Source organism: Pseudomonas sp. RA_5y_Pfl1_P24 (assembly GCF_963970945.1).
Lineage (GTDB): Bacteria > Pseudomonadota > Gammaproteobacteria > Pseudomonadales > Pseudomonadaceae > Aquipseudomonas > Aquipseudomonas tritici.
In genome coordinates this window covers 91,948-104,543 of record NZ_CAXAOJ010000014.1, presented here as the reverse complement: position 1 = coordinate 104,543, position 12,596 = coordinate 91,948, and the positions used below count along the sequence as shown (strand labels likewise).

Below are 12,596 nucleotides of genomic sequence, written 5' to 3'. Positions count from 1 at the left end.
CATCCAATTGGAGCCAGACCATGCTCAAAGCCGCTATTGCCCTGATGCTGATCGCGACTGTCGTGAGCCTGTTCAGTGGCTTGTTCTTTCTGGTCAAGGACGAGGGCAACTCCAACCGCCTCGTCACTGCCCTGACCGTGCGCGTGGTACTGGCCGTGATCACCGTGGCGCTGATCGCCTGGGGCTTTTTTAGCGGCCAGCTGGTTTCTCATGCGCCGTGGTAAGGCGCCTCACAGCACATAGACGAAGAAAAACAGCCCGATCCACACCACGTCCACAAAGTGCCAATACCAACTCGCCGCTTCGAAGCCGAACTGGTGCTCGGCATTGAAATGCCCCTTCAGGATGCGCATCAGCATCACGAACAGAATGATGGTGCCGATGGTGACGTGCGCACCATGAAAGCCGGTGAGCATGAAGAAGGTCGCGCCGTACACGCCCGAACCGAGCGTGAGCCCCAACTCTTTATAAGCGTGGATATATTCCTCGGCCTGGAACCCAAGAAATGCCAGGCCCAGCAGCACGGTGATCGCCAGCCAAATCTTCAGCGCGCCGCGATGGCCTTTGCGCAAGGCATGGTGGGCGATGGTGATGGTCACGCTGGAACTCACGAGCAGAATGGTATTGACCAGTGGCAGGCCCCAAGGACTGATGGTGCCTTCTGGCGCCGGATACAGTTTTGGATCAGGGTTGTTAAGCAACGGCCAGGCAAACTCGAAGTTCGGCCACAGCATATGCGCGATGCCCTTGTGGCCTTCCCCTCCCAGCCACGGGCCGGACATGTGCCGCACGTAAAACAGCGCACCGAAGAACGCGATAAAAAACATCACTTCGGAAAAGATGAACCAGCTCATGCCCCATCGGAACGAGCGGTCCATCTGCGAACTGTACAAACCGGCGCGGCTTTCCTTGATCACCGCGCCGAACCAGCCAAACATCATGTAGGCCAACAGTAGGCCACCGACGAAAAAGATCCACGGGCCGTGGGATTCCGGGCGCGCCGCCTTCAAGTCGTTAAACCACACACCCAAGCCATACACAGTGATCAACAGGCCAAAGGTGGCAATTATCGGCCATTTGCTTTGCGCTGGTACGTAGTACGTATCATGAGTCGACATGTATTCGCTCTCCTGATTGAGCGGGCAAACAGTAGCTAGCCGCCGGTATGGACAGCCACGGGCGGTTGGCGCGCAGTGATGTCAAACAGCGTGTACGCCAGGGTCAAATGCTTCACATCCTTGGGCATGTCGCGGTCGACAATGAACCGCACCGGCATCTCAATGCGCTGGCCTGGCTGCAGCACTTGCTGGGTGAAGCAAAAGCACTCGGTCTTGTGGAAGTACATCGCCGCTTCAGCCGGCGAAATACTCGGCACGGCTTGGGCAGTCATCGGTTTGTCGGTAGGGTTGTAGGCCACGAACAGCATCTCGGTCACCGCACCCGGGTTGACCACCACTTCGTCAGCCTTGGCATAAAAATCCCAAACCATGTCGATGGCATTGGTGGACAAGAACTGCACCCGCACCTGGCGTGAGGCGTCCACCACCTGCGAGCCCTCGTACTGTCCGGCCGTCTTGCCGTTAATGCCGAACGCCTTGCACATCACGTCATAGATCGGCACCAGCGCAAAGCCAAAGGCGAACATCGCCACCACCAGGATCAGCAGGCGGGTGACCAGGCGTTTGAGTGGAACTGACTCAGCCATCACACCACCCTCGCTTTTGACTTTCTGTGGGAGCTGGCTTGCCTGCGATGAGGGCTTGGCAGCCAACATATTCGGCGCCTGATACACCGCTATCGCAGGCAAGCCAGCTCCCACAGGAGTTCGGGGCCATGGCCACCAGCGTGTTCATTTGACCTCCGGCGGCGTAGTGAACGTGTGGTACGGCGCAGGCGAAGGGATGCTCCACTCCAGGCCTTCGGCGCCATCCCAAGGCTTGGCCGGTGCGGGTGTACCGCCACGGATGCACTTGATCACAATGAACAGGAAGAAGATCTGCGTGGCGCCGAACATGAAGGCACCAATCGACGAGACCATGTTGAAGTCGGCGAACTGCAGGTTGTAGTCCGGCACCCGCCGCGGCATGCCCGCCAGCCCGACGAAGTGCATCGGGAAGAACGCCAGGTTCATGCCCACGAAGGACAGCCAGAAGTGCAGCTTGCCCAGGGTTTCGTCGTACATGTGGCCGGTCCATTTCGGCAGCCAGTAGTAGGCCGAGGCAAAAATGCCGAAGATCGCGCCGGGCACCAGTACGTAATGGAAGTGCGCCACCACGAAGTAGGTGTCGTGGTACTGGAAGTCGGCCGGGGCAATCGCCAGCATCAGCCCGGAAAACCCGCCGATGGTGAACAAGATTACGAAGGCCACCGCAAACAGCATGGGCGTCTCAAACGTCAGAGAGCCTTGCCACATGGTGCTGACCCAGTTGAACACCTTCACCCCGGTCGGCACGGCGATCAGCAGCGTGGCGTACATGAAGAACAGCTCGCCCACCAACGGAATACCGACCACGAACATGTGGTGCGCCCATACGATGAACGACAGGAATGCGATGCTCGCCGTGGCGTAGACCATCGAGGTGTAGCCAAACAGTGGCTTGCGAGAAAAGGTCGGGATGATCGAGCTCACGGCACCAAACGCCGGCAGGATCATGATGTACACCTCGGGATGGCCGAAGAACCAGAACACATGCTGGAACAGCACTGGGTCACCGCCACCGGCCGCACTGAAGAAGCTGGTGCCGAAGTGGATATCCATCAGCATCATGGTCACGCAGCCTGCCAGCACCGGCATTACCGCGATCAACAGGAACGCGGTGATCAGCCAGGTCCAGACGAACAGCGGCATTTTCATCAACGTCATGCCTGGAGCGCGCAGATTGAGGATGGTGGCGACCACGTTGATGGCGCCCATGATCGAACTGATGCCCATCAGGTGAATGGCGAAGATAAAGAACGTCACGCTTTCCGGTGCATAGGTGGTGGAGAGCGGCGCGTAGAAGGTCCAGCCGAAATTCGGCCCACCACCGGGGGCGAATAGGGTCGATACCAGCAGCAGGAATGCCGCCGGCAGCAGCCAGAAGCTGAAGTTGTTCATGCGCGGCAGGGCCATGTCGGGCGCGCCGATCATCAGCGGAATCATCCAATTGGCCAGGCCGACAAACGCCGGCATGACCGCGCCGAACACCATGATCAGCCCGTGCATGGTGGTCATCTGGTTGAAAAACGCCGGCTCCACGATCTGCAAGCCGGGCTGGAACAGTTCGGCACGGATCACCATGGCGAACGAACCGCCGAGCAGAAACATGGTGAAGGCGAACCACAGGTACAGTGTGCCAATGTCTTTATGGTTGGTGGTCAGCACCCAGCGCATCAAACCCTTGGCGGGGCCGTGGGCATGGTCAGCGTGACCATGGTCATCAATCACAGCGCTCATGGCCGTTCTCCTGAGAGCAAGTGGGCAGGGCAGGTCGAGGTAAACGCCATGAAAGAGTTCATGGGCTTTCCGCCTGCTTGATGGCCAGCACGTCTTTAGGCGTGACCATGTCGCCTTTGTTGTTGCCCCACGCGTTGCGCTCGTAGGTCACCACGGCGGCGATATCCACTTCAGAGAGCTGCTTGCCGAACGCCGCCATCGCGGTGCCGGGCTTGCCGTGATAGACGATGCTCAGGTGGCCGTCTTTCGGGCCGGTGGCGATTTTCGAGCCTTTGAGCGCCGGGAACATCGGCGGCAGGCCTTGGCCTTCAGCCTGGTGACACGCCACGCAGGTGGTGTGGTAGACCTTGTCGCCACGCGCCACGAGCTCTTCCAGGGTCCACTCTTTGGAGGTCAGCTCCTTGAGCTTGGCGGCCTCTGCCTTGCGCTCGCCGAGCCAGGTTTCGTAATCGGCCTTGGACTTGACCTCGACCACGATGGGCATGAAGCCGTGGTCCTTGCCGCACAGTTCGGCGCACTGGCCACGGTAGATGCCGGGCTTCTCGACACGCGTCCAGGCCTCGTTGACGAAGCCAGGAATGGCGTCGCGCTTGACCGCAAAGGCCGGCACCCACCACGAGTGGATCACGTCCGCGGCCGTCACCAGGAAGCGCACCTTGGCCCCCACCGGTAACACCAGCGGCTGGTCGACTTCCAGCAGGTAATGTTCGCCCTTGGTCGCCTGGTTGTGGATCTGTTCGGCGGGCGTGGCCAGGTTGCTGAAGAACTCCACGTCCTGGCCCAGGTATTTGTAATGCCACTTCCACTGGTAGCCGGTGACCTGGATATCGATATCCGATTCACTGCTGTCGTAGATATTGATCAGGGTCTTGGTCGCAGGAATGGCCATCGCGATCAGGATCAGCAAGGGCACTACGGTCCAGAGGATCTCCACGGTGGTGCTCTCGTGGAACTTCGCCGCGACCTGGCCCGTGGACCGGCGATGAACGATCATCGACCAGAACATCGCGCCAAACACGATGATGCCGATCACCACACATATCCAGAAAATGGTCATGTGCAGGTCGAACACAGCGTGACTGACTTCTGTCGCCCCTGGCGCCATATTCGTTGTCCAGGCGGCATGTGCCTGGCCGAATACTGACCACAACAGGAGGCCCATCCAAACGTGTGGATGTCGCATCATTGCGGGTTCCCCTTATCGTTCTTGTTATCCCGCCGGTTTGCACCTGCGTCGAAGGGAGCGGCTTCCATACTGCTTACAACCGCTTAGCCTTGCCTGCTTATGCAGTCTGGCGTCATCAGCTAATCGCGTACAAATCCGAGTATAGACAGGCTCTGCAACCCCGCAATGTGTAGGGGTAAATGAGCTGAAATGAGGCACTTGGGCTTAATGAAACAGGCTGCGGAATCGTTTATGCGGTGCGCTATCGCGATTCGATATAACGCCTGCGCATAACCATGAAATAATTATGACAAATGCGTCTGAGGCGCTCGTATAAACGAGCTACCTTATCCTCTCCCTTTTCCTACGCCTGCATCACTGGAGCCTTCATGAACACCGCCGCATTGCGCGAGCAGATTTCCCGTGCCCACCAACACGAAACCAGCACGGGCCAGCTTGCCCAGCAACTGGAAAAACAATTGCCGCACCTGCATTCGGCCATTTCCCTGGCTGACGGTGATCGCAACGTTGTCATGACCCGCTTTGTCACCGCCTACATCGACCTCGTCCCGGATTTGCTCGACGCTGCCAACGACGTAGCCCGCGAGGCCGGTATCGAAAGCCAGATCAAGCCGGTGCTGAAGATCGCCGAGCATTTCTTCCTGCAGCCGCCTGCGATCCTGGCAGGCCACGAGGGGCTCGACGGCCTGCTGGATGAGGCTTACCTGGCCCATCGCCTGGTGGAAGAGGTCAACGATCTGTATATCAAGCATTTCGGTCAGCCGTTGATTCCGGCGGATACCACTGTGGCTAACGTGATTGCCCACCAACTGATTGGCGAAACATTCGCTAATCAACTGGATGAGGCGGTGCATCAAGCAGTGGATGAAATGCTGAACGAAGAGAGCTTTGCGCTGGAGTCGGTGGAGGCTTACCGCGAAACGCTCAAGAGCCCGAACACCGAGGCCGCGTGGAAGCGCTGGCCGTGCCTGTCGCGGCAGTTGGGGGTTGAGTTGGCGTTGGATCAGCCGGCCTAGATCTTAGATCTAATACAAAACCCATGTGGGAGCGGGCTTGCTCGCGAATGCTATGGTTCAGTCAACACTTCCGGTGACTGACACGCCGCCTTCGCGAGCAAGCCCGCCCACATTTTGATCCGGTTTCGTCAGCTTACAGATGGCGCCGAACCTATCCCCGTCGTCATTCGCACCCGCCCTTCCAACCGGCGCTTCAACCCACGCGCCTCGATCACCAGCGTCGAACCCTTCGCCGCATTGGCTCGCCCCCATTCTTCCAGTAACTCCAAGCAAGAATGGTCAATATAATTCAGGTTGTTCAGCGGTACGTGCAAGGTCGTCCCAGCGGGCACTGTCGCCAGCACTTGGGTCAATGCCGGCACTTTCAGGAAGGTCGCAGCCCCCGTCAGGCGCAGCTCCATCTCACCGACCTGGGGCAAGTCGATCAGGCTGACTTTAAGCCGTGACGCCTTGAACGCCAGCTTGACCAACGTCAACCCAAAGCCCACCAGCACGCCGGTCAGCAGGTCGGTAAAGATGATCGCCAACGCCGTGGCCGCATAGGTAAACATTGGCATCCGCCCATAGCGCCCCAGCGCCTTGAACGCCTTGATGTCCACCAGCTTGATCCCGGTATACACCAGCACACCCGCCAGGCTCGCCACCGGAATGCTCTGCAGCACACTCGACAACAACAGTACGAACCCCAGCAGCCAGAGGCCATGGAACATCGCCGACAAGCGCGTAGTTGCACCGGCCTGCACATTGGCCGAGCTGCGTACGATCACGCCAGTCATCGGCAAGGCGCCGACCAAGCCGCAGAGCATGTTGCCTACACCTTGAGCGGACAATTCCCTGTCAAAATCAGAACGCTGACCGCTGTGCATGCGGTCGACCGCCGCAGCGGAGAGCAGGGTCTCGGCACTCGCGATAAACGCCACGGCGAACGCGGCGATCAACAGTTGCGGATCAGCGAGGTTCAGCAAGTCGCTGGGACGCAGCCAGTCGATGGCATCGGCGAGATTTTCCGGCACCTCCACACGTTTGACCTGCAACGCCAGCACCAAACTGACAACGGTGGTCAGGCCCACGCCCAACAAGGCGCCCGGCACAAAGCGCAGGCGTTGCGGGCGTAATTTGTCCCAGGTGTACATCACCAGCATTGTCGATAAACCGAGCAACCCCGCCTGCCAGCCCAGGCCGCCGCCCAGGGTCGGGATCGCTTCAGCCAACGCCGCAGGGAAGCCTGCCAGGTTATCCAGCCCCGAAGGTTTGGGCGCGCCGTCGAGCATCACGTGGATCTGCGACAGCACGATCAGCACGCCAATCCCTGCCAGCATGCCGTACACCACCGCCGGCGCCGTAACACGGAACCAGCAGCCCAGACGCAAACGCCCGGCGACCAGTTGCAGAAAGCCTGCCAGCAACAGGATTGGCCCAAGCATCAGCATGCCGTGCTGGCGTACCAGTTCGAACACCAACACCGCCAAACCCGCCGCCGGGCCACTGACCTGCAACGGTGAACCCGCCAACCAACCCACCACCAAGCCACCGATGATCCCGGTAATCAGGCCTTTGGCCGGCGGCATGCCGGAGGCGATCGCAATACCCATGCACAAGGGCAGGGCGACCAGAAACACAACCACCGAAGCGAGCAGCTCCCGTGGCAAAACAGCTTTCAATTGAGCAGCACGCATGATGACTCTCCCGAGGCATTGGCCGGGCGCGGTAAAGCCTGGCTGCATCCATGGCAGCCACCGCTAAACCCGGCAGGGAAGTGTTTTAGAAGCGCGCTTTAGGCGTCGCTGAAGGAATCGGCCCTTCGCCGCCCAACGGCAGGAACGTCGACTGGTCCGCATCGTAGGCACGGATTTCGCTGGTCTCGATGTTGTAGATCCAACCATGGATAAACAAATGACCATTGGCCATGCGCGAAGCCACGGAAGGGTGGGTGCGCAAATGTTGCAGCTGGGCGATGACGTTTTCTTCGGTCAGCACCTTCATGCTCTCGCCTTCGTTGGCGCAGTCGCAGTTGTCATGGACCATGGCCTTGGCGACCTCGGCGTGCCGCAGCCAGGCCCTGACCGTCGGCATCTTCTCCAGGCTATCGGGGTTGAGTACCGCGCGCATGGCGCCGCAATCAGAGTGCCCGCAGACAATGATGTGCTGCACGCCCAGGGCGAGTACGGCGTACTCGATGGCAGTAGAAACGCCGCCATTCATCTGGCCGTAAGGCGGAACCACGTTACCGACGTTACGCGTCACGAACAGGTCGCCCGGAGAGCTTTGGGTGATCAGCTCGGGCACGATGCGCGAGTCGGCGCACGTAATGAACATCGCTCGTGGGCTTTGGGCCGTGGCGAGTTTCTTGAAGAGTTCTTCCTGTTGGGGAAAGACGTCGTGATGGAAATGCAAAAAGCCGTCAACAATATGTTTAAGCGCTGCATCGGCGGTTTCCGCCACCTGAGGGGCTGAAGCCGACGCAGCCAACGGCTGTTTATCCTGGTCACTCATGATTCATCCTCTTGATTAAATACAGGGGAGCTTTCAGGTCAGTTCGACGCCGGGCGTGTGGAACAGTTGCAAAAGCCACAAAGCGGGACGCCGACTCATCAGTCACTCGCAGAACACGTTAACCGCCGAAACTTAACTCAAACTGAATGAACCGCTCTAGTCCGCGGGTTTCAGTGATGTCAAAAAGCGACTATTCCTACACGGACTTCGCAAATCGCCTCTTCAGTCTACAACAAAGCCATCTGCCTGCCTGGCGGACAGAACGCCGTGCAATCCAGATTGAAGCCCTCCCGCTGGTTGAGCCCCAAGCGCTTGATCGCCTTGCTGAAGCGCTGCGCCAGCAGATCGGCAAATGGCCCTTCACCACGCATGCGCACGCCGAAGCGGCTGTCGTATACCTCACCGCCGCGCACCTGGCGTACCAGGCTCATCACATGGGCCGCACGCTGCGGGTAATGCGCCGCCAGCCACTCCTCGAACAGCGGCGCCACCTCCAACGGCAGGCGCAGCATCATGTACGCCGCACTCTGCGCGCCAGCGGCGTGGGCTTCGGTCAGCAGGCTTTCCAGCTCACTGTCATTGATCATCGGAATCATGGGCGAACACAGCACGCCCACCGGGATCCCCGCCTCGCGCATTACCCGAATCGCTCGCAACCGCGCCTTCGGCGCCGCCGTGCGCGGCTCCAGGATGCGCTTGAGCTCGTCGTCCAGGCTGGTGAGGCTGATCATCACCGCCACCAGCCGCTGACGCGCCAACTCAGTGAGCAAATCCAGATCGCGCAGAATCAATGAGCCCTTAGTGATGATGGTCACCGGATGCCGGTAGCGCAGCAACACTTCAAGGGTTTGCCGAGTGATCGTGTACTCGCGCTCGATCGGCTGGTACGGGTCGGTGTTGGAACCCAGGTTGATCGGCGCGCACACATAGCCCGGTTTCGACAGTTGCTGCTCCAGCACATAGGCGGCGTTGGTCTTGGCAATCAATTTGGTTTCGAAATCGAGCCCCGGCGACATGTCCCAATAAGCATGGCTGGGCCGCGCATAGCAGTAAATGCAGCCATGCTCGCAGCCACGGTACGGGTTGATCGAACGGTCGAACGGCAAGTCCGGCGAGTTGTTGCGGGTGATGAGGGTCTTGGCCGTTTCGATACGCACTTCGGTGCCCTGGGTCGGCGGCACTTCCTGATACCAGCCGTCGTCCTCGACCACGCTGACGGTGGGCGCAAAGCGGTTATGCAGGTTAGTGGCCGTGCCACGGCCACGGGGCGGCAGCGGAGTAGACATGAAAACGCCTCGATGCTGTTTTTATATACAGTATCGAGGCGCAAGGTTTCTGACCAGTGCCGTTTGGCGGTCAGGGAAGGATCAGTGCTTTTGCGTGACCTGTCCCAAGTCATCGCCTGAAGTGGTGCGCAGATCTTTCTCGCGCAGGTCCGCCACATCGCTGGCGTTGACCGGCGCGCCCTTATTGCCCCAACTGCCGCGGATGAAACTGACCACATCCGCCACTTCCTGGTCCGACAGGCGCCAGGCAAATGCTGGCATGGTGAAGGTCGACGGCGCCGCGTGCGTGGCCGGCAACGTGCCGCCGTTCAACACGATGTTGATCAGCGACGTGGCATCCGCCGTCTGCAACACCGGGTTGCCCGCCAGCGCCGGGAACACCCGCGTATAGCCATGGCCGTCAGTACGGTGGCAGGCCGCACAGTTGTCGATGTACACCGACGCACCTGGCTTGCTGTCATCACCTTTCCACAGGGCATCAGCTACCTGCTTGTCGTACTGATGCGGCTGGTCCTTGGGGTCCACCGCCGGCAGGCTCTTGAGGTAGCGGGCGATAGCCGTCAGGTCATTTTCCGACATGTACTGCATGCTGTGGACCACAACATCGCTCATGCCACCAAACACCGCACTGCGATCACTGCGGCCGGTCTTGAGGAATTGCACCAGTTGCGCCTCGCTCCAACTGCCGAGGCCGTCCTTGTGGTCGCCGCGCAGGCTCTTGGCGATCCAGCCCTCCAACGGCGCGCTGCCAGACAGGAACGCGTTGCCATCAGTGGCACTCAGGGCTTTTTCCTGCATGGTCAAAGCCCGTGGCGTATGGCAAGCGCCGCAGTGGCCAAGGCCTTCCACCAAATAAGCACCCCGGCTGATCACCGGATCAGCATTAGCCGGCGCCTGGTAGTCTGCCACCTCGGGCGCAAACATCCAGCGCCATGCCGCCAACGGCCAGCGCATGCTCAGTGGCCAGGGAATATCGCTGTCCTTGTTCTCCTGGGCGACCGGTTCAACACCCTTCATGAAATACGCATACAACGCCTGCATATCGTTTTCGCTGACACGTGCGTAAGACGGGTAGGGCATCGCCGGGTAAAGCGTACTACCGTTCTTGGCGACGCCATGGCGCACGGCCTTGTCGAAGTCTTCAAAGCTGTAGTCGCCCAGGCCGGTCTTGTCCGGGGTGATGTTGGTGGAATAGATCACGCCGATGGGGGTTTCCATCGGCAGGCCACCGGCAAACGGCTTACCGCCCTTGGCGGTGTGGCAGGCCACGCAGTCACCGGCGCGGGCCAGGTACTCGCCCTGCTTGACCAGGTCGGTTTCAGCCGCGCTGATCGAGCAACTGCTCAATAGGGCAAACGTCGCGATAACAAGTGCTTTCATGGTCATCGCTCCTTATGCCTGAACCAGTGGGCCGGGGTTTTTCAGGTACTGCTCGCGGATCGCCCGGGCCGACCAATAGGTCAGCGCCGCCACCAGACCGGTAGGGTTGTAGCCCAAACCTTGTGGGAACGCGGATGCGCCTGGCACAAACACGTTGTGTACATCCCAGCACTGCAGGTAACGATTCAAGGCACTGGTTTTCGGGTCGGTGCCCATGATCGCGCCGCCGTTGAGGTGGGTGGTCTGGTACGACGCGGTGTTGAAGTGCTCACCGACCTTTTTGCCCAGCACGGCAATTGCCTTGGGGTTCATCGCTTCGGCGACTTTGCCCATTTTCTCTACCATGAAGCGGTTCATCTTGATGTCGTTTTCTTGCCAATCGAATGTCATCCGCAGCAGCGGCTGGCCGTAGGCATCACGATAAACCGGGTCCAGATCCAGGTAGTTGCCCCGGTAGGATTGATGAGCGCCATGGGCATCCATCGACACCTGGTGGGTGTAGTAATCGGCGGTCGCGCGCTTCCACGCGCTGCCCCAGGCCGGGGTTCCCGGCGGATTCGAGGTGCCCGCAATAGGCCGACTTCCCGCCTGGTTGACCCACATCGGCGAGCCGCCCACAAAGCCGTGAGGCCCATGGTCGAAGTTGTCGGCATTGAAGTCATCAATGGCCACGCCATTGCCGCCCGCACCGATGAAGTTGTTGGTGTGGGTGTCCTTGTCGAAGAACGCCTTGATGGTCGCCATGTTCTGGTAGGCGAAGTTCCTGCCCACCACACCTTCATTGGTAATCGGGTCGTAAGGCTTGCCGATACCGGACAGCAGCATCAAACGCACATTGTGGAACTGGAACGCGCCGAGGATCACCAGGTCCGCCGGCTGCTCGCATTCCCGGCCCTGGGCGTCGATATAAGTCACGCCGGTGGCCTTGCTCTTGGTGCTGTCGAGGTTGACCTTGAGCACGTGAGAATTAGGCCGCAGTTCGAAATTCGGCACCTGGCGCAACGCTGGCAGGATGTTCACGTTCGGCGAGGCTTTGGAATACATGTAGCAAACATAGCCACTGCAAAACCCGCAGAAATTGCACGGGCCCATCTGCGCACCATAGGGGTTAGTGTAAGGCCCCGAGGTATTGGCCGACGGCAGGTTGTAGGGTTTGTAACCCACATCGCTAGCAGCTTTCTGAAACAGCTGTGCGGAAACGGTGATTTTCTGTGCTTCCAACGGGAACGGATTGGAACGGTCCGGTGCATATGGGTTGCCGCCACGGCCCTCACCAACGACTTGACCTTTCACCGTCCAGGCCTGGCCGGAGGTGCCGAAGACTTTTTCCGCGTAGTCGAAAAACGGCTCCAGCTCTTCATAGCTCACGCCGAAGTCCTGGATTGTCATGTCCTTGGGGATAAAGTTTTTGCCGTAACGCTCTTCGTAATGGCTACGGATGCGCAACTCCATCGGGTCGACGCGAAAATGCACGCCGGACCAGTGCAGGCCTGCACCGCCGACGCCATTGCCCGGCAAGAACGCACCCAACTGACGGTTAGGCAGGGCCACGTCATTCACGCTATGGCGAATGGTCACCGTCTCTTTGGAAATGTCCTGGAAGAGTTTTTTACGCACGCTGTAGGTCAATTCGTCGATGACCTGCGGATAGTTGCCGTCTGGGTAAGTGTCCTGCATCGGGCCGCGTTCCAGCGCGACCACGTTTAGACCCGCTTCCGTCAGCTCCTTGGCCATGATCGCGCCGGTCCAGCCGAAGCCGACGATCACTGCATCTACTTTTTTCATGATGGTCGCCACGT

General features: G+C 59.6%; 11 protein-coding genes. 2 read left to right on the top strand and 9 right to left on the bottom strand.

Going from position 1 to position 12,596, the window contains the following annotated elements; translation table 11 throughout:
• Positions 1 to 20 precede the first annotated feature (20 nt).
• Entirely contained in the window at positions 21 to 224 is a 204-nt protein-coding gene (locus AACY30_RS22230; RefSeq protein WP_016978774.1) for a twin transmembrane helix small protein, read from the top strand.
• Between the two features lie 6 nt (positions 225 to 230).
• Here AACY30_RS22230 and AACY30_RS22225 read toward each other — a convergent pair whose 3' ends face one another.
• The 4 genes from AACY30_RS22225 to coxB all read right to left on the bottom strand — a co-directional run bounded on the left by AACY30_RS22225 (position 231) and on the right by coxB (position 4,622).
• Positions 231 to 1,118, bottom strand: coding sequence for a cytochrome c oxidase subunit 3 (locus AACY30_RS22225; protein ID WP_339438458.1), 888 nt, complete (start codon positions 1,116 to 1,118; stop codon positions 231 to 233).
• A 35-nt stretch (positions 1,119 to 1,153) separates the two neighbouring features.
• A complete protein-coding gene (locus AACY30_RS22220; protein WP_339470487.1) occupies positions 1,154 to 1,705 on the bottom strand; it encodes a cytochrome c oxidase assembly protein in 552 nt (183 codons plus the stop codon).
• A gap of 144 nt (positions 1,706 to 1,849) precedes the next feature.
• Positions 1,850 to 3,436 carry a cytochrome c oxidase subunit I gene (gene ctaD / locus AACY30_RS22215; protein WP_065875623.1) on the bottom strand — a complete coding sequence of 529 codons (1,587 nt, stop codon included), beginning with the start codon at positions 3,434 to 3,436 and terminating at the stop codon, positions 1,850 to 1,852.
• Positions 3,437 to 3,494: 58 nt separating this feature from the next.
• Entirely contained in the window at positions 3,495 to 4,622 is a 1,128-nt protein-coding gene (coxB, locus tag AACY30_RS22210; protein ID WP_339470488.1) for a cytochrome c oxidase subunit II, read from the bottom strand.
• Between the two features lie 368 nt (positions 4,623 to 4,990).
• On the opposite strand from coxB, the gene AACY30_RS22205 reads away from it, so the two are divergent.
• A complete protein-coding gene (locus AACY30_RS22205) occupies positions 4,991 to 5,638 on the top strand; it encodes a hypothetical protein (RefSeq protein ID WP_339470490.1) in 648 nt (215 codons plus the stop codon).
• A 128-nt stretch (positions 5,639 to 5,766) separates the two neighbouring features.
• Here AACY30_RS22205 and AACY30_RS22200 read toward each other — a convergent pair whose 3' ends face one another.
• From AACY30_RS22200 to AACY30_RS22180, 5 genes are all read right to left on the bottom strand, one after another.
• On the bottom strand, positions 5,767 to 7,314 hold the full coding sequence (locus AACY30_RS22200) for a SulP family inorganic anion transporter (RefSeq protein ID WP_339470492.1): 1,548 nt from the start codon (positions 7,312 to 7,314) through the stop codon (positions 5,767 to 5,769).
• A gap of 85 nt (positions 7,315 to 7,399) precedes the next feature.
• Entirely contained in the window at positions 7,400 to 8,131 is a 732-nt protein-coding gene (locus AACY30_RS22195; RefSeq protein WP_339419217.1) for a carbonic anhydrase, read from the bottom strand.
• 227 nt (positions 8,132 to 8,358) lie between these two features.
• Positions 8,359 to 9,417: a PA0069 family radical SAM protein gene (locus AACY30_RS22190; protein ID WP_339470493.1), complete on the bottom strand. Its 1,059-nt coding sequence runs from the start codon at positions 9,415 to 9,417 to the stop codon at positions 8,359 to 8,361.
• An 81-nt stretch (positions 9,418 to 9,498) separates the two neighbouring features.
• Positions 9,499 to 10,797: a cytochrome c gene (locus tag AACY30_RS22185; RefSeq protein ID WP_339470495.1), complete on the bottom strand. Its 1,299-nt coding sequence runs from the start codon at positions 10,795 to 10,797 to the stop codon at positions 9,499 to 9,501.
• A 12-nt stretch (positions 10,798 to 10,809) separates the two neighbouring features.
• Positions 10,810 to 12,594, bottom strand: a complete 1,785-nt coding sequence (locus AACY30_RS22180) for a GMC family oxidoreductase (protein WP_339419223.1) — start codon at positions 12,592 to 12,594, stop codon at positions 10,810 to 10,812.
• Positions 12,595 to 12,596: the final 2 nt, after the last annotated feature.